Here is a 17,810-nt window from a genome sequence, read left to right as displayed (position 1 = left end):
GATTAGCGAAAAGCGAAGAGCATTATTCTCTCTCATTCAAGCTTTTGATCAGTGCATTCAGCATTTTGCTAATTTCAACTATTAAACTTTCAATATTTTCAGTATTCTTATTAAAATTCAGCTCTGCTGAAATAATTATTTGTGTTTCCAATTCAAACAAAGAACCTCTTGCAGTTCTAAGAAATTGAATGTAATTTTTCTTCGACATTCTTCCCCATCCTTCAGCTATATTTGATGGAACTGAAATCGCTGACCGTCTCATTTGGGAAATCAAACCATACTTTTCTTCTTCTGGAAAAGAGCTAGTAAACAAATAAATTTCTTTTACAAGTAAGATTGCTTTTTGCCAAACAATCAATTCCTTATATGATTTTATTGAATTCACTTTTCAACCCTCTTCGCTCTTCGCTATTCGCTAATTCCTACTTATAGGAACGCGATTTAACTTCAATATTCTCGTATTCCAATTCCTCTTTGTGAAGTACTTCATTTCCTGGATCTCCAGTGTATTCCCACGCGGCGACATACATAAAGTTTTCATCGTCACGCAGCGCTTCCCCTTCATCAGTTTGATATTCTTCTCGGAAGTGACCGCCACAGCTTTCATTTCTATGAAGCGCATCTTTTGCAAAAAGTTCACCCAATTCCAAGAAATCTGCAACACGGGTTGCTTTTTCTAGCTCAGCATTCATTTCGTTCATTCCACCCGGAACTTTTACATCTCTCCAGAATTCCTCGCGCAGTGCTCTAATTTCAGCCATCGCAGACTCTAAATCTTTTGCATTACGCGCCATTCCACATTTGTCCCACATTATGTGGCCCAATTTCTTGTGAAAATGATCTACGGAATGTGTGCCTTTATTGTTTACCAACTTCTCTAAAAGTTCACGAACCTTATTCTCGGCTTCGTCAAATTCTTTAGTATCTGTTGGAATTTTTCCTGTTTTAATATCTTTTGAAAGGTAATCGCCAATAGTATATGGCAATACAAAATAACCATCTGCCAAACCTTGCATCAATGCCGATGCTCCCAAACGGTTGGCACCGTGATCGCTAAAGTTTGCTTCCCCAGTTACGTAGCAACCCGGAATGGTTGATTGTAAATTGTAATCTACCCAAATCCCGCCCATGGTGTAATGCACCGCTGGGTAAATCATCATCGGGGTTTCGTATGGGTTTTCATCAACAATCTTCTCATACATTTGGAAAAGGTTTCCGTATTTATTCTCGATAACCTGTTTTCCGAGTTTTGTAACTTCTTCCTTGCTAGGATTATGGTTTCCGTGGATTGCTGCCTGCTCTTTTCCGTAGCGCTCAATGGCAGAGGCAAAGTCAAGATATACAGCTTGCCCTGTTTTATTTACACCATAACCCGCATCACAACGTTCCTTAGCAGCACGTGAAGCAACATCACGTGGCACCAGGTTTCCAAAGGATGGGTATCTTCTTTCCAAGTAATAATCGCGTTCTTCGGCTGAAAGATCATTCGGTTTTTTCTTTCCATTTCTAATAGCTTCCGCATCTTCTTTCTTCTTTGGAACCCAAATTCTACCGTCATTTCGAAGGGATTCAGACATTAAAGTCAGTTTACTTTGATGATCGCCGGAAACAGGAATACAAGTTGGGTGAATTTGTGTATAACAAGGATTTGCAAAATAAGCCCCTCTTTTATGGATTTTCCACGAAGCGGTAACATTACTTCCCATTGCGTTTGTAGAAAGGAAGAAGACATTTCCGTAACCACCCGAAGCAATAACTACAGCGTGTGCAGAATGTCTTTCTATTTCACCTGTAACCAAATCGCGAGCAATAATCCCTCTTGCTTTTCCATCTACAATTACCAAATCAAGCATTTCGTGACGGTTGTACGGAGTGATTTTTCCACGATTAATTTGTCGGTTCATTGCCGAATAAGCTCCTAAAAGCAATTGCTGACCTGTTTGGCCTTTCGCATAAAAAGTACGCGAAACCAATACCCCTCCAAAGGAGCGATTGTCCAAATAACCACCGTATTCACGAGCAAAGGGAACCCCTTGCGCTACACATTGGTCAATAATATTTGCTGAAACCTCAGCAAGACGGTACACGTTTGCTTCGCGCGAACGGTAATCGCCTCCTTTTATAGTATCGTAAAACAATCTATAGTTTGAGTCGCCATCACCTTGGTAGTTTTTGGCAGCGTTGATACCTCCCTGAGCCGCAATGGAGTGCGCGCGGCGTGGGGAATCCTGATAGCAAAAGGTTTTTACGTTATAGCCCAATTCTGCAAGGGTTGCTGCGGCGCTTCCGCCGGCAAGACCTGTACCCACCATAATTACGTCAATATTACGCTTGTTGGCAGGGTTTACCAGGTTTATATCGTTTTTATGTTTTGTCCACTTATCGGCTAAGGGTCCTTTGGGTATTTTGGAATCTAATTTCGACATCGCTTTTTCTTTTAGTGGATTTGATTAAAGTGAAGGTAAAGTGCAATAAAAATAAAGCCCAACGGAATAAATATTGCGTAAAACTGTGTAAAAGCCCTCAAGCCTTTTGAATATTTGTTGTTCCAGCCCATACTTTGGAAAGACGAAGAAAAGCCGTGCCAAAGGTGAAGCGCCAACAATACAAAAGCCAAACAATACAAGCCAGTACGTACCGGGCTTTCAAACTTGTGCAATAATTCTGGATAATAACGGGTAGCATCCATCGGGTTGCTTTCAATATACTTATGTACTATTTCCGGAAACCAGAAATCGTAAAAGTGTAATCCTAAAAAAGCTAAAATAACAGCACCACTGATAATCATATTTCGTGAAGCCCAGGTTGAGTTTTTGTTTCCTTTAAAGGATTTATAGCTTATTTGTCTTGCATTGTTGTTTCTTATCTCCAACACAATTCCCATAATAAAGTGGAAAACGACACCAAAAATCAACACTGGTTGTAGTATAAACTGAACCAAAATGTTATGCCCCATAAAGTGGGACCAACTGTTGAAAGTGTCCGGATCTATAACCGAAGTGATGTTTATGGTAAAATGTTGTGCCAAGAAAAACACAAGAAATAAGCCCGAAAGTGCCATAGCAACTTTTCGTGCAATTGAAGAGGTTAGTATTGCCATTATGGTTTTATTTCAAGAATAGTTGTACAAAAATACGTTTCACACGGCTTGTTGCCAAACATTCTTAATTGTTTAAAATCTATTTAGAATCGGTTTAAATACATAGGGCTACTTCACCTCAAGTTCAGAAGTTAAAGATTTGCCGTTTACCGAAACTGTTACTTTATATTTCCCTTTCTGGAGATAGTATTTTCCATTTTCGGATTGCTTCACTTTCGCATCTTCCTTCGCTAAAAGCTTGCTTGCTTTTTCCGGAATGGACAAATCATAATTCAATTCATTCACACCTTTTGTAGCATCAGTGGTTAGCGTTTGAAGTTCCTTTGCTTCTTCGGTTTTGATTGTTATTGTTGCCTTTCCGCTTTGTGGAGCATAAAACTGGATTTTAAGTTTTGGTTCGTAAACCTCACCCCAAGTGCTCCATTTGCTTCCCCAACGTGGTGAAAAATTTATAGTTTCCAAATCTGAAATAACCAAATCATTTTTATTGGTTTCATTCAACTTTTGAAGCAATGCAATATCCGCAACATATAGCGACCTGCCATGTGTTCCCAAAACCAAATGTTTCGCTTCAGGTTGAATTACCAAATCATGCACCGCAACATTTGGAAGTTCTTTTGAAAATACTTCCCAACTTTCACCGCGATTAAAGGAAACATACGCGCCGTTATCGGTTCCCAAATACAAAAGGTTTTCATTTACGGGATCTTCTTTGATGACGTTAACTGAAGAAGTTGGCAAATTGCTGCTGATGTCTTTCCAAGTAGCTCCATAGTTTTCACTCACATACACATAGGGTTTAAAATCATCCCAACGGTAGCCATTCAGCGTAACGTAAACCCTTTCTTTTTTATGTGAAGAAGCAATCACGCGACTCACCCAAAGATCCTTAGGAAAACTGTCTGAAATCTTTGTCCAATTTCCCCCGCCATCTTTTGAAACATACACCAAACCATCATCGCTTCCCGTGTAAAGCAGACCAAACTGAAATGGCGATTCACTAATTGCAGCAAGCGTTCCATAAGCAACATTCCCTGGTTTTCCGCCTTGCGTTAAATCTTCTGAAATAGCTGTCCAGTCATTGCCTTGGTTCATGCTTCGCATTAATTTATTTCCCCCTAAATAGAGAATATCCTGATTGTGGGAGCTCAACAAAATAGGGGTTTGCCAATTGAAGCGGTATGGACTGTCACCCAATTCGTGTTTCGGTTGGATGTAAACAGGTTCGGCACCATTTCTGTCCAATCTATAATAATTTCCAAACTGAAAACCTGTGTAAACAATGTTGCTATTTCGGCTGTCAATCTGAACTTGCATGCCATCGCCTCCAAAGATAAATTCGTATGGATATTTACCTTCCTGCAGCCAACCAGGATTGGCTTCATAATCGTGCGGACCAACCCAAACGCCATTGTCCTGCAAACCGCCATAAACATTGTAATTTTTTTCGTGATCTATATTTACAGCGTAAAACTGCCCAACTGCGGGCGTGTTATTCTTTATCCAGGTTTTGCCGTCATCATAACTTATGTTTACGCCGCCGTCATTGCCATCAATTAAATGACCGGACATTTTTGGGTTTATCCAAAGTGCGTGATGGTCTGCATGCACATTATCGGCACTAATGCTTTCAAAAGTTTTTCCACCGTCGGCAGATTTTAGGATTGGTACTCCGTAAACATATATTTTGTTGGCATCGCTGGGATCCACATGAATTTTTCCGAAGTAATAGCCGTAGGAATAATACAGATCATCCAAAAATCCGTCGTGGGTTTTCTTCCACGTCTTGCCGCCATCGGTGCTTTTATAAACCTCAGCGCCAATAACGGGCGTGTCAAAAAGTGCGCTGTTTGCGTCTTCCAGATATTTTGCCAAATCTTCAGGCTTTACGGTACCAACGCGAACCATTTGCTTTACGTTTTCCGAACGGTATTTTTCTTGAAAACCGTTCATTTTTAAAAACTGATTCAACTTTTTATCATCTAAAGCCAAAAAAGCAGCCACGTCCATTTTTTTGAAATCGTCTTTGGTGAGCATGTCTGTTTCTTCTTTTTTGGCTTCTTCTTTTCTGTGGAATTGATTATCCACAATCAAATAAACCGTATTGTCATCAACCACTGCGGTACCCATCCTTCCCATTCCTTTACCTATTGGCAAGCCGCTATTTTCAGTAGAAACCTTGGCCCAAGTGCTTCCGGCGTCTGTGCTTTTATATACACCACTGCCTTCACCACTGCCGTCAAAATTCCAAGCTTTTCGGTCTTTGTCCCAAGCGGTGGCATACATCGTATTGAAATTTTTGGGATTGGCTGAAATTTCAATTATACCCGTTTCATCATTTATAAAAAGGGTTTTGTTCCAGGTTTTCCCGCCATCGGTGGTTTTGAAAACACCTCTTTCGTCATTGTTGGAATATAAATGCCCAACTGCGCCAACAATCACTTCGTTTGGATTTGTTGGATTTATAAGAATACTGCTAATATGGTGGCTATCGGTAAGCCCCATATTTTGCCAGGTTTTGCCTTTGTCGTCGCTTTTCAGCAAGCCAATTCCTGCGTATGAAGAACGAGAGGCATTCACCTCGCCGGTGCCCACCCAAATGGTTCCGCTTTTCCAATCTACAGCCACGCAGCCAACGTTTTGTGTCGGGCTGCTGTCCATTACGGGTGTGAAGGAAGTGCCGTTATTGTTGGTGTGCCAAAGCCCACCACTGGCGTAGCCCACATAAAATTCTATGGGATTGTTGGGGTTTACGGCAAAATCTACCACGCGGCCGCTCATAATGCTGGGGCCTATGCTTTTAAAGGGTAGATTTTTTACTGGAGAGGCCTGCGCAAATTCAGTTTTTTGTTTCAGCCCTGTTTGTACGGCGGTTGCGGGAGTGGCGGGTTGTTGTGAAAAAGATAAAAATGAAATAAGGCAACATGCCGAAAGGAAAAGTTTTTTCATTTGGTGTGGTTTTTTAAAAAAATTGAAGGTACTTAAATATGGCGGGTTTTGCAATAGTTGGTTTAGTGGTTAGGGAGTAGCGAAAAGGTGAAAACCGGAATTAACCCAACCACTTTTTCGCATACTAAAAACCTGTGCAATTTTACTTTGATTTGCATCTTCTGAAATTCTCCATCAAAAAAATGGTTTCACACCACAAAATCCTTTCAAAAATGTAGGAAAAATCTTCAAAAAAATGGGGGATTTCCCCTATTGACTGGTGTTGCTATTTTTTTAAAATTAGTGCTATTGTTTAACATAAAACCCTAGACCTATGCCATTTACAAATTTAAACAGCACGCACTTAACGGAAGTAGAACAAGCAGCCATCTCAGAAGCCATAAACAGCCTGCGAGCGCTCCTCCAGCCCATTGCCGTAAACTTAACGCCTGAAGAGCGCAAACGCTACGGAAGCATTAACGAACTGAACAAAGGCATCGTGAACAAAGCCAAAAGCTTTAACGACGCCCAACCCGCGCTTAGCAGCCCAGACGTGGACTGGACCGAGTTTACCAATGATTATAACATGCGCGCCTTTATTGAAAACACCCTGCAGTCCCTTTACGGGATGGTGAAAGACCTGGAGAGCAGCAAGATTCTGTTTGACTTTGATAATTATACCGCCGCCAATGCAGATTATGCCTACACCATGTATAAGCTGAAAAGTGGCGATGTAGGCTACCAAACAAAGTATGACGAGATGAAACAGTTTTACTCGCGAACCAATACGCCAGAAACCCCCACGGAACCCTAAAACAAAAATGTATTTTAATTTCCGGTTAAAAGCCCTGCATCTTTTAAGTTGCAGGGCTTTTTAGTTTGCCCACACCCCAACGGTAGCGTTCAAGACCCATCCGTTTGGGTGTTTTACCTCTCCATTGGGGTTAAAGGCACATCTGTTAGGGTTAAAGACCCATCCGTTGGCGTGTTTTACCTACCCGTTAGGGTTCAGGACCCAAACGTTGGGGTTGGTGGACGTATAGTTAGGGTTCTTAACCCTAACGTTGGCGTTGTTGCACGTATATTTTGGGGTCCCCAACCCAAACGGAAGGGCATTGGACGTAAACGGAAGGGCTCTGCACCCTAATGGGAGGCTGTTATACGTAAATTGTATGATCCACGACCCTAATGCTGGCATTTTGGTTAGGAGTATTTGATTATATTTGAGTGCTATACGGAATTAAAAAAAGTTAATTTCCGGGGTTAGCCCACCCGATTGGTGGGATAAATGTTATAAAGTTGGGGGGATAAATAAGTTGTACATAATGCTGAGCCATCGCAAATCCACCGCGAAAACTACACATTTATTTTTGCCAATCGCACCATCCCAAGCTGAAAAATAAAAGAGCTGTTTCTGCCTTTGCGCTCGAGCAAATTTATCGACAAAAGAATGTGAACAAAAAAGCAAACAAACCGAACAGACTACTTAAAACTTTTTTAACTTGTGAAGTCAAATCAGAAAGATATGATTAAAGAAAGAATGGAAATAGAAGACATTGACGTACAGCTATTTGAGGTAAAAGTAGTTGAGCCAGAGAATTCTAAACCAGCTTCTTTCACACACTATATTCACAACCACAAAAACGGAGTTTCGCAGTTTTACAAAAAAGATGCTCTTGCCCACGTCAAAGAAATCTTATCCAAAGAATATCCCGAAAACGAAATAACAAACAAAATTGCAGAAGAGGCCCTTCAATATTTGATTTTTGACCTCAATAAATCTGTTCCTTTTACAGCACCTGAAAAACCAAAATTCAAGTTCATTGACCTGTTTGCCGGAATTGGCGGTTTTCGTTTGGCACTACAAAATCTCGAAGGAAAATGTGTTTTTACGAGTGAATGGGATAAATACTCAAAGCAAACTTATAAAGCAAACTTTGGCGAAATACCGTTTGGCGATATTACAAAATCGAAAACTAAAAGCTACATTCCAGATAATTTTGATGTGCTTTGCGCGGGCTTTCCTTGTCAAGCCTTTTCGATTGCGGGAAGACGTGGTGGATTTGAAGACACACGAGGAACGCTATTTTTCGATGTTGCAGAAATTATAAAAGAGAAACAACCAAAAGCCATCTTCCTTGAAAACGTCAAAGGCTTGCGAAACCACGACAAAGGAAAAACTTTGGCAACTATTCTCAACGTTCTTCGGGAAGATTTAAATTATTACGTTCCAGAACCACAAATAATAAACGCAAAAGAATTTGGTGTTCCTCAAAACCGCGAACGAATTTTTATTGTCGGTTTTAGAAAGGATTTGGGAATAACTGATTTTGAGTATCCCGAACCAACAAATGATACTGTGGTTTTAGATGATATTTTGGAAGAAAACGAAGTTTCGGTAAAGTATTATCTATCGACTGTTTATGTTCAGACTTTGAAAAACCACAGAGCTCGTCACGAGAGTAAAGGCAACGGATTTGGCTACGAAATTATTCCAAATGACGGAATTGCAAACGCAGTTGTTTGTGGAGGAATGGGCAGAGAACGAAACTTAGTTTACGATGATAGGTTAACCAACTTTAAACCTATAACCAACATTTCAGGCGAGGTCAATCGTGAGGGAATTAGAAAAATGACACCACGAGAGTGGGCAAGACTTCAAGGCTTTCCTGACAATTTTAAAATAGTTGTCTCTGACGCACAAGCCTATAAGCAGTTTGGTAATTCAGTTGCTGTGCCTGCAATACAAGCAACAGCGGAAAAAATTATTAAAAAATTGTTTATTAAATGAAATCTTACAATAAAGGAGAATGGAGCGAACCTTATTTATTGCTCAAATTGATAGCAGACCAAAAACTTTATTTAGGTAAGGAGAATTTTGAAAAAGTTGAGGGATTATTCTATCGGATTATTAAAATTTTACACTTTGAAAAACTGAAATCAACTACATTTTCTTTTGATGGTGACATTGTTATAATTGATAGCAACCACTCATCATTTAAGTTGCCAGTTAAAAAATTTATTCAAATAAGTAAACTGACTTTAGATAGAATAAATAATGTTAAAACGACAAAAGGGTCGTTTGACATTCCCGAGTTAATGGAATTCTTAAACTCAATAAATATTCAAGAAGTCAAATCTAAGTCTAAGAGTAAGAATGATATCACATTACAAATAGAAGACCCAAATACATTTATCACACCAACATTAGGTTTTAGCGTTAAATCTCAATTGGGAAGACCAGCAACATTAGTAAATGCGAGTAATGCCACTAATTTTACTTATCTACTATCCAAAAAACTGAGTTCGTTTCAAATTAATGAGATAAATAACATTAGAAATTTTTCTGATAAATTTAAAATCTTCAAAAAGTACGGAGTAGAATTTACATTTGAAAAAGTAGATAGTGAAAAGTTCAATATTAATCTTCAAACAATAGACTATAATTTTCCGAAGCTAATCTCTGATATTTTAATGATGTATTATGTAAACGATATAACTTCAGAAAACACTATTGAAAAATTCACAAAAAAGATTACTGAAAAAAATGAGTTTAATTACAATTTAAATTTAAATTCAGAAGTATATGAAATGATAGTCAAACGATTTCTTGTCGAGTATGCTTTAGGAATGAGAGCTTCTGAAATTTGGAAAAGAGATTATCAAGCGGATGGTGGTTATTTAATTGTGCGAGAAGACGGCGAAGTCATTTGCTATCACTTCTATTTTATTAGAAATTTCGAAAATTATTTATTTCAAAATACAAAATTGGAGACGCCAGATAAAAATAGGTATCATATGGCAGAAGTTTTTGAAGAGAATGGAAAACAAAAAATAAGATTAAATCTTCAGATTAGATTTATTACATAATTGCCAATGCTACGAACCATACACATTTACAGTCGCTCAATCCAAAGCGCCACCAAAACTGTAAAAGAGTATGCCTCTGCCAACGCTGAATGACAAGCTGAATGGAAAAAGCACTATGTACAATAAGGTATAAGCGCAATAGTGGGAAAAGTGGAAATAGCATACTCAATTTTTGAATTCTATGACCCCAAGCTAGAAGAGTATAGAAATTATAATGTAATAGAATCATTGAATATTAGAGATTAAATTACGCAGCCAAAGGAAATAAGACAGACTACTTTTTCTTTCACGCTATTATTAGGACACTTTTAACCCTCCCAAACCCACAATTAACTTTGAAATAATTAATTTTGGGGAAATTCACAAATCAATACCATGAAATACGATCAAATAGACAGCAAACTCTTTATAAAAAACCGCAAAAACTTTATGGCCCAGATGAAGCCAAAGAGTGTTGCAGTTTTCAACAGTAACGATATTTTTCCAATTGGTGCAGATAGCACCATGCCCTTTCAACAAGCGCGAGATATTTTTTATTTAACGGGTGCCGACCAAGAGGAAACTATTTTGGTGCTTTTTCCAGATGCGCCAAACAAAGACCACCGCGAGATGCTTTTTGTTCGTGAAACCAATGACCACATTGCCGTTTGGGAAGGTGAAAAACTTACAAAAGAAAAAGGAACTGAAGTAAGCGGAATAAAATCTATTTTCTGGCTAAAGGAATTTGACAAGATTTTCTTTGAAGTAATGACGCAGGCCGAACGCGTGTATTTCAACACCAACGAGCATTATCGCCAAAGTGTGGAAACGGAAACCCGCGAAGATCGTTTCATCAAAGCCACAAAAGCAAAATTTCCGGCCCACAGCTGGGAACGCAGCAACCCAATTTTGCAACGCTTGCGTTCCGTAAAAGATAAAATTGAAATTGATTTAATTCAGACAGCCTGTAATATCACCGAAAAAGGATTTAGAAGAATTCTGAATTTCGTAAAACCCGGCGTTTGGGAATATGAGATTGAAGCGGAATTTATGCATGAATTTTTAAGAAACCGTTCCCGCGGTTTTGCTTATACGCCAATTATCGGAAGTGGTAACAATGCAAACGTGCTTCATTATATCGTTAACAATCAGCAATGTAAAAAAGGAGATTTGCTTCTTTTGGATGTAGGCGCTGAATATGCAAACTATGCAAGCGATATGACCAGAACCATTCCCGTGAGCGGAAAATACACCAAACGCCAGCGCGAGGTTTACGATGCCGTAAAACGTGTGAAAGACGATGCCACAAAAATGTTGGTTCCAGGAAATTACTGGAAGGAATATCACGAAGAAGTGGGCAAATTGATGACCAAAGAACTTTTAGGCCTAAAACTTTTGGACAAAGCCGATGTGAAAAACGAAGATCCAAACTGGCCGGCCTATAAAAAATATTTTATGCACGGCACCAGCCACCATATGGGATTAGACACACACGACTACGGAATTCTTTGGGAAAAGATGACTGAAAATATGGTTTTTACTGTTGAACCTGGAATTTATATTCCACAGGAAGGTTTCGGTATCCGTTTGGAAGACGATGTGGTTATCCAGAAAAAAGGAGAACCTTTCAACCTGATGCGCAATATTCCAATTGAAGCGGAAGAGATTGAGGAGATTATGAATAAATAGAAACAAGAAACAAGACGTTTTCACCCACGACTTTTAGACTTGACCTGCAAGGCTTTTTAAAGCTTGCAGGTCTTTTTTCAAATTATGACCTTTTATTATAAAAACATTCCAATCCATTACGAAGCCATCGGAAAAGGGCCAGCAATCTTCTTGCTTCACGGCTTTTTGGAAAGCTCCACTATGTGGAATCCTCTTATTCAAGAATTTTCGAAAAAGAATACTTTAGTTACAATTGATTTTCCCGGCCACGGAAAGAGCGGAGTTATTGCAGAAACCCATTCCATGGAATTAATGGCGGAAGTTGTGAATGAAGTAATGCAAAATCTTCAAATTTTCACAGCAACACTTATGGGCCATTCTATGGGCGGTTATGTTGCTTTGGCCTACGCCGAACTGTTTCCTGAAAAAGTTGAAAAATTAATTCTTCTAAATTCAACACCAATTGCAGATTCTGAAGAGCGTAAAGAAAACCGCAATAGGGCATTAAAGGTTATTGACCAGAATCCGCAAGCCTATATTAGTATGGCTATTGGAAATCTATTCGCAGAAACTTCCCGTGAAAAATTTGCTTCAGAAATAGAGGTTTTAAAAAATGAAGCTTACTCTTTTCCGGTGGAAGGAATAAAAGCAGCTATAAAAGGCATGCGCGACCGAAAAGATAGATCCGAAGTATTGACGGATTTCAAGAAAGGGAAATATATGATATTAGCGGAAGACGATCCTATTTTGCCAATTTTGGAAGCAAAAAAGATAGCTGAGCAATGTGGCTGCTCCGTAAAAATTATAGAGGGAGGGCATATGAGTATGATAGAAAATAGGGATTCTGTTGTTGATTATTTGCATTTAATCGGATAAAACTTGCGCTTTATCTTAAAAATTGTTAATATTGATACATTAACCCCAATTAAATTGACTTAGATGGATAAAGTTACGCCCCAAAGCCGACCTCCAATCTTGAGCCTAGTATGCACTGCATTTGGCCACGATTACATCGTAACACGCAAAATTACCGATCACATTAGTGAATATAAATGTGCTTGTTGCGGCAAAGAGGTTTCCAACAGTTATTCCGGTAAATTTGAATTACTTACACGAAAACAACGCGAAGTGAACGAATGTTTATCTTCTTTTTTTATTAAAAAGAAAAGAGTTTCAATCCATTAAAAATCTACAATTTTCTTTAAAATAGTAGTCCCAAAATTTTAGGGGACAAGTTTTTTAGTTTCTTTTCTTAAAAAAGCTTAATCATTCGCTCTTAGTGCATTCCAGCCTCTTGCAACCAAAGGTATTTTTGTTCCCACGCGGCTTATTAAATGGATTCCTTCCTTTTCGTCAGTCATATGGCCAATAACAGTTAAGTGCGGATTTGCCTTAATTTTTGGGTAATCCTCTGTTTTAATTGTGAAGAGCAATTCGTAATCCTCACCTCCACTTAAAGCAATTGTTGTACTATCAAGATTAAATTCTTCACAAGTTGAAATAACCTGTGGATCCAATGGAATTTTATCTTCAAATAAGTTGCAACCAGCTTTAGAGTTCTTACAAATGTGAATAATTTCTGAAGACAAACCATCACTAATGTCAATCATTGAAGTAGGTTTTACGTCCAATTCCTTCAACAAACCTGAAATATCCTTTCGTGCTTCGGGTTTCAATTGCCTTTCTACCAAATAGGAATAAGGCTCCAAATCTGGTTGTGAATTTGGGTTTACCTTATAAACTTCCTTTTCGCGCTCCAAAACCTGCAGCCCCATATATGCTGCACCAAGATCGCCCGTTACTACCAAAAGATCGTTTTCTTTGGCGCCGCTTCTATATATTGCTTCGCCTTTATTTACAGTTCCAATGGCTGTAATACTTATTATCAAGCCCGTTGTAGAAGAAGTGGTATCGCCGCCAACAACATCAACATTATAGATTTTTGCTGCAGCGGTAATCCCCGCATAGAGTTCTTCTAAAGCTTCCACAGGAAATCTATTTGAAACTGCAACACTCACTGTTATTTGTGTAGGTTCTGCATTCATGGAGTATATATCAGATAGATTTACAATCACAGCCTTATAGCCTAAATGTTTTAGGGGAACGTAGCTTAAATCAAAATGCACGCCTTCTATAAGAAAATCTGTAGAAACTACAATTTCTTTTTTTGAATCGCATGAAATCACAGCGGCATCATCGCCTATCCCTTTTACGGTTGACTTTTGTTTTATTTTGAAGTTTTTGGTGAGATGGTCAATCAGTCCAAATTCGCCCAAACTCCCAATGCTTGTGCTGGAATCGTCTTTGTTTTCGAACATAAAATAAATGTTTGTGCTTTACTTAGGCAAAAATACACCTTCATTACCACATACAGAAACTTACTATTTTTAAAAATAATAAACCTAAAAATGTCAATAATGATACTAATATTTAACCTTTTACGTTTGTTAGATAGCTTTTAAAATAGTTACATTTGGCTTCTTTTTAACATAACTCCCTTCACAATGAGAAAAATTTTACCAGTTATTACATTACTTATTAGTTCTTTTGTTTTTGCACAAACACCCTGTGAAAATGGAACCGCAGGTCAATATCCATGCAACGGTCTCGATCTTATGTCGCGCATTAGTTTAAGTACTTTTGGCACCGATAGAGGTAATGATTCCTGGGGTTGGACAGACCCACAAGATGGGAAAGAATATGCAATAATGGGCTTGGGCAATGGCACTGCATTTGTTGATATTTCAGACCCTGTAAACCCAGTTTATCTTGGGAAGCTTCCTACCCATACAGATTCCAGTACTTGGAGAGATATAAAAGTTTATAATAATTACGCATTTGTAGTGAGTGAGGCCAGCGGTCACGGAATGCAAGTTTTTGACCTTACCCGTTTACGCAACGTTAGCAATCCTCCCGAAACATTTAGTGAAGATGCACATTATGGCGGCTTTGGACATTGTCATAATATTGTTATTAATGAAGAAACTGGCTATGCTTATGCAGTTGGAACCAGCACTTATGGCGGTGGTCCACATTTTGTGAATATCCAGAATCCTTTAAACCCTGTTGGTGCTGGAGGTTTTGGCGGCGATAATTATTGCCATGATGCACAAGTAGTAATTTACGATGGACCTGATGCAGATTATGCAGGCCGCGAAATTTTCTTTGGAAGTAATGAAGACCGAGTTTCTATTGTGGATGTAACCGATAAAAATAACCCTATTAGCATTTCAAATGGTTTTTATGGCAGTGTAGATTATACGCACCAAGGTTGGCTTACTGATGATAAGCACTATTTTATAATTGGCGATGAATTGGACGAATCTTCTTTTGGCTTTAATACTAGAACCATCATTTTTGACGTAAGCGATCTAGATAATCCAGAAGTACATTTTGAATACGAAGCCGATGTAGCGGCCATAGACCACAACGGTTACGTGGTTGGAAATGATTTCTATCTTTCAAGCTATCGTGCAGGTTTGAGAATACTTGACATTAGCGATATTGAAAATAAAAACATGGTTGAAACCAAATTTTTTGACACTTACCCAGGAAGCAATTCTGCTAATTTTGACGGCGCATGGAGTGTATATCCATATTTTGCAAGTGGAAATATTGTTATCAGTGATATTAACAGAGGTCTGTTTATTGTTAGGGACCACCTTTTGGGAACTAATGATAATTCAATTTCAGATTTTATGATTGCTCCCAACCCTGCTAAAGAAGTGGTTACAATAAATTCAAAAACAGAGCCGTTGACTAAAGTTGCAATATTCAACATTCTTGGCCAAAAAGTAATGGATTTAAATTTTGCTGATAGTCTTTCAGAAAATATTGACATTTCAAAACTTCAATCAGGAATGTATTTGGTGAAAATCAATTCAACCACAACAAAAAGATTATTAATCGACTAAAAGAACCTACCTATCCCCTTATGCTGTTTATTAAAAACCCTAAATTAAAAGCACTCCCACTTCTGCTTTCTCTTTCTTTGATTGTTTTATCCTGTGGAAAAGATGACAATCCTATTCAAGAAGAAGAGGAACAAGAAATTCTCGGCACTGTAGAACTTGTAAAAACTTATGGCGGAAGCGGAATAGATGAGGCAATATCTGTAGTGGAAGCCGCAGATGGAAATTACCTCGTTTTTGGAACCACCAGAAGCACTGATGGCGATATTACCGGCAGAAGTGGCAACGATAGTGATTATTGGTTGCTCAAGATCTCCAAAACCGGCGAAATAATATGGAGCAAAACCTACGGAGGTAGTGACGATGAAAATGCTGCCCGCATTTCAAAAACAAATGATGGCGGCTATTTGTTAAGCGGATACACCACCAGCAATGACGGAGATGTATCTGGCAATGAGGGATTTCAGGATTACTGGATATTAAAAGTAGATGCCTCAGGAAACAAACAATGGGACAAAAACTTTGGTTTTGCAGGTAGTGATCAGGCTTATAAAGCATTTCAAACCTCTGATGGAGGATACTTCATTACAGGATTTTTTGATGTTTCTGCCAGTGGTGGAGCAGGAAATGATATTCAAAGCGGATCGGGGGATGATCTTCAAAGAGGGGTTCTTCACGGCGTTGGCGAGTTTTGGGGCATTAAGCTAGACGCTAATGGAACCAAACAATGGAGACGCTATTTTGGCGGAACCAATAACGATCGAAGTTATGATGCATTTGAAACAGCAGATGGCGGCTTTTTAATGACGGGCACCTCAGAAAGTGTAGATTTTGACAAAACAGATCCTAAAGGAAGTTATGATTACTGGGCTGTTAGACTTACTTCTTCTGGTGCTTTGGTTTGGACCAAATCATATGGAGGAGCAGAGATTGACAATTCATACGCTTCAATAAAAGCAAACGATGGAAATTACATTATGGTTGGCGATTCTAGAAGCAGTGATCAAGATGTTACAGCTCCACGCGGAAACGCAGATGCATGGATGGTGAAATTTGATGACAACGGAAATAAAATTTGGCAAAAATCTTTCGGAGGCTCTCAGTTTGACACTGCACACAGTATTGTTCAGCGCAATAATGGAGACTTTATTCTATCAGGGCACAGCCGAAGTAATGATGGAGATTTGCAGAGCAATAATGGTTATAACGATGCTTGGATATTCGTTGTGGACCAAAACGGAGCTTTAAAATTTCAGGAGACTGTGGGTGGATCTGGACTGGATTTCGCTTCTGATGCAATTGAAACTTCGGACAACAAAATAGTAGCTGTTGGCAACAGCGAAAGTAATGATCTAGATATACCAATAAATAAAGGCTCTAAAGATTTTTTAATAATTAAATTAAAATAAATTCAAAATTAAAACCCACTTATTTAACCTATGAAAAAAGCAATTCTTCTATTTGCTATAGCAATTTTCGCTATTTCTTGTGGCAGTGATGATGACCCACAGCCAGAAGTTCTTGGATGTACAGACCCTTCTTCCTTAAATTACAACCCCGCAGCCACTAAAGATGATGGAACTTGTGAATATGAAATTTTAGGCTGTACAGATCCCACATCTTCAAATTACAATCCAGATGCAAATACAGATGATGGCTCATGCGTCTATAATAAGAACATAACATTCAATTTTACGCAAAATTGGGATGGTCAATCCGTAACCAATGCAGATTTCAACAATACCATTTTTACGAATGAGTTTGGTAGTTTATTAACCATTACAAAATTGAGGTATTTGATTTCCAGAATATCTCTTCACAAAGCAGACGGTTCAACTGTTGATTTTGATGAGTATAAATTAATCGATTTAACAGATCCAGCATCCCTAAATCTTACACCAGCAATAATGGCAGCTACAGGTGACTATACAGGTATTTCATTCACTTATGGCTTTAATGAGGCTGACAATGTTAGCGGCGCATATCAAGATCTTAACGCAGCAAATTGGAACTGGCCGGCAATGCTTGGCGGCGGATACCATTTTATGCAAATGGAAGGCAAATATGATGATGGAAATGGTGGTGAACCACCATATGCATATCACAATGGTACTGCCCGTGTGAGCGAAGGTGTTTTTGAACAAAACTTCATCAGTTTCAATTTCAACCAAAACTTTACCATTACAAATGATGCAACCATTGAAATAAAAATGAACATCGCTGAATGGTATAAAAATCCATATACTTGGAATTTGAATATTTTTAATTCAAACTTGATGATGAACTATGAAGCTCAAAAACATATGAATGAAAATGGTCAAACTGTTTTCAGCATTGGTGACATTGTACAGTAA

At 38.5% G+C, this 17,810-nt stretch carries 14 protein-coding genes; 9 read left to right on the top strand and 5 right to left on the bottom strand.

The genetic code is table 11. The features are described 5' to 3' along the window. Positions 1-22: 22 nt before the first annotated feature. The 4 genes from Q2U82_RS06105 to Q2U82_RS06090 all read right to left on the bottom strand — a co-directional run bounded on the left by Q2U82_RS06105 (position 23) and on the right by Q2U82_RS06090 (position 6,049). Positions 23-385 carry a four helix bundle protein gene (locus Q2U82_RS06105; protein WP_410006808.1) on the bottom strand — a complete coding sequence of 121 codons (363 nt, stop codon included), beginning with the start codon at positions 383-385 and terminating at the stop codon, positions 23-25. Between the two features lie 37 nt (positions 386-422). Beyond that, a complete protein-coding gene (locus Q2U82_RS06100) occupies positions 423-2,426 on the bottom strand; it encodes a fumarate reductase/succinate dehydrogenase flavoprotein subunit (protein WP_410006807.1) in 2,004 nt (667 codons plus the stop codon). 11 nt (positions 2,427-2,437) lie between these two features. Continuing rightward, complete coding sequence (locus Q2U82_RS06095) at positions 2,438-3,100, bottom strand: succinate dehydrogenase cytochrome b subunit (RefSeq protein ID WP_410006806.1); 663 nt, start codon at positions 3,098-3,100, stop codon at positions 2,438-2,440. 108 nt (positions 3,101-3,208) lie between these two features. Continuing rightward, positions 3,209-6,049, bottom strand: coding sequence for a WD40/YVTN/BNR-like repeat-containing protein (locus Q2U82_RS06090; protein ID WP_410006805.1), 2,841 nt, complete (start codon positions 6,047-6,049; stop codon positions 3,209-3,211). A 313-nt stretch (positions 6,050-6,362) separates the two neighbouring features. On the opposite strand from Q2U82_RS06090, the gene Q2U82_RS06085 reads away from it, so the two are divergent. The 6 genes from Q2U82_RS06085 (at position 6,363) to Q2U82_RS06060 (ending at position 12,421) form a co-directional block, all read left to right on the top strand. Next, positions 6,363-6,842, top strand: a complete 480-nt coding sequence (locus Q2U82_RS06085; protein ID WP_410006804.1) for a hypothetical protein — start codon at positions 6,363-6,365, stop codon at positions 6,840-6,842. A gap of 48 nt (positions 6,843-6,890) precedes the next feature. Next, a complete protein-coding gene (locus tag Q2U82_RS06080) occupies positions 6,891-7,175 on the top strand; it encodes a hypothetical protein (protein ID WP_410006803.1) in 285 nt (94 codons plus the stop codon). A 378-nt stretch (positions 7,176-7,553) separates the two neighbouring features. After that, the gene (locus Q2U82_RS06075) at positions 7,554-8,819 is read left to right on the top strand and encodes a DNA cytosine methyltransferase (protein ID WP_410006802.1); all 1,266 of its coding nucleotides are present in this window, start codon (positions 7,554-7,556) and stop codon (positions 8,817-8,819) included. Beyond that, a complete protein-coding gene (locus tag Q2U82_RS06070) occupies positions 8,816-9,898 on the top strand; it encodes an HpaII family restriction endonuclease (RefSeq protein WP_410006801.1) in 1,083 nt (360 codons plus the stop codon). Before Q2U82_RS06075 ends, Q2U82_RS06070 begins: the two co-directional genes overlap by 4 nt. 375 nt (positions 9,899-10,273) lie before the next feature. Continuing rightward, positions 10,274-11,566 carry an aminopeptidase P family protein gene (locus tag Q2U82_RS06065; RefSeq protein ID WP_410006800.1) on the top strand — a complete coding sequence of 431 codons (1,293 nt, stop codon included), beginning with the start codon at positions 10,274-10,276 and terminating at the stop codon, positions 11,564-11,566. Positions 11,567-11,650: 84 nt separating this feature from the next. After that, complete coding sequence (locus Q2U82_RS06060) at positions 11,651-12,421, top strand: alpha/beta fold hydrolase (protein WP_410006799.1); 771 nt, start codon at positions 11,651-11,653, stop codon at positions 12,419-12,421. A gap of 386 nt (positions 12,422-12,807) precedes the next feature. Here the strand turns inward: Q2U82_RS06060 and thiL are convergent, their stop codons facing one another. Then, complete coding sequence (gene thiL / locus Q2U82_RS06055; RefSeq protein ID WP_410006798.1) at positions 12,808-13,863, bottom strand: thiamine-phosphate kinase; 1,056 nt, start codon at positions 13,861-13,863, stop codon at positions 12,808-12,810. A 186-nt stretch (positions 13,864-14,049) separates the two neighbouring features. On the opposite strand from thiL, the gene Q2U82_RS06050 reads away from it, so the two are divergent. Genes Q2U82_RS06050 through Q2U82_RS06040 form a run of 3 tightly spaced genes read left to right on the top strand, consistent with a single transcriptional unit; the run spans position 14,050 to position 17,810 of the window. After that, positions 14,050-15,459, top strand: coding sequence for a choice-of-anchor B family protein (locus tag Q2U82_RS06050; protein WP_410006797.1), 1,410 nt, complete (start codon positions 14,050-14,052; stop codon positions 15,457-15,459). 20 nt (positions 15,460-15,479) lie between these two features. After that, entirely contained in the window at positions 15,480-16,865 is a 1,386-nt protein-coding gene (locus Q2U82_RS06045; RefSeq protein ID WP_410006796.1) for a hypothetical protein, read from the top strand. 30 nt (positions 16,866-16,895) lie between these two features. Further along, on the top strand, positions 16,896-17,810 hold the full coding sequence (locus Q2U82_RS06040; RefSeq protein ID WP_410006795.1) for an MbnP family protein: 915 nt from the start codon (positions 16,896-16,898) through the stop codon (positions 17,808-17,810).

The organism is Aequorivita nionensis (assembly GCF_046352995.1).
Lineage (GTDB): Bacteria > Bacteroidota > Bacteroidia > Flavobacteriales > Flavobacteriaceae > Aequorivita > Aequorivita nionensis.
This window is presented reverse-complemented; position numbering and strand designations above follow the sequence as displayed.

What these genes read in the sequence shown, in the direction of transcription:
- thiL (WP_410006798.1), bottom strand. Translation starts at nt 13,863, where the DNA reads ATGTTCGAAAACAAAGACGATTCCAGCACAAGCATTGGGAGTTTGGGC.
- Q2U82_RS06100 (WP_410006807.1), bottom strand. Translation starts at nt 2,426, where the DNA reads ATGTCGAAATTAGATTCCAAAATACCCAAAGGACCCTTAGCCGATAAG.
- Q2U82_RS06045 (WP_410006796.1), top strand. Translation starts at nt 15,480, where the DNA reads ATGCTGTTTATTAAAAACCCTAAATTAAAAGCACTCCCACTTCTGCTT.
- Q2U82_RS06075 (WP_410006802.1), top strand. Translation starts at nt 7,554, where the DNA reads ATGATTAAAGAAAGAATGGAAATAGAAGACATTGACGTACAGCTATTT.
- Q2U82_RS06095 (WP_410006806.1), bottom strand. Translation starts at nt 3,100, where the DNA reads ATGGCAATACTAACCTCTTCAATTGCACGAAAAGTTGCTATGGCACTT.
- Q2U82_RS06065 (WP_410006800.1), top strand. Translation starts at nt 10,274, where the DNA reads ATGAAATACGATCAAATAGACAGCAAACTCTTTATAAAAAACCGCAAA.
- Q2U82_RS06070 (WP_410006801.1), top strand. Translation starts at nt 8,816, where the DNA reads ATGAAATCTTACAATAAAGGAGAATGGAGCGAACCTTATTTATTGCTC.
- Q2U82_RS06085 (WP_410006804.1), top strand. Translation starts at nt 6,363, where the DNA reads ATGCCATTTACAAATTTAAACAGCACGCACTTAACGGAAGTAGAACAA.
- Q2U82_RS06090 (WP_410006805.1), bottom strand. Translation starts at nt 6,049, where the DNA reads ATGAAAAAACTTTTCCTTTCGGCATGTTGCCTTATTTCATTTTTATCT.
- Q2U82_RS06040 (WP_410006795.1), top strand. Translation starts at nt 16,896, where the DNA reads ATGAAAAAAGCAATTCTTCTATTTGCTATAGCAATTTTCGCTATTTCT.
- Q2U82_RS06060 (WP_410006799.1), top strand. Translation starts at nt 11,651, where the DNA reads ATGACCTTTTATTATAAAAACATTCCAATCCATTACGAAGCCATCGGA.
- Q2U82_RS06050 (WP_410006797.1), top strand. Translation starts at nt 14,050, where the DNA reads ATGAGAAAAATTTTACCAGTTATTACATTACTTATTAGTTCTTTTGTT.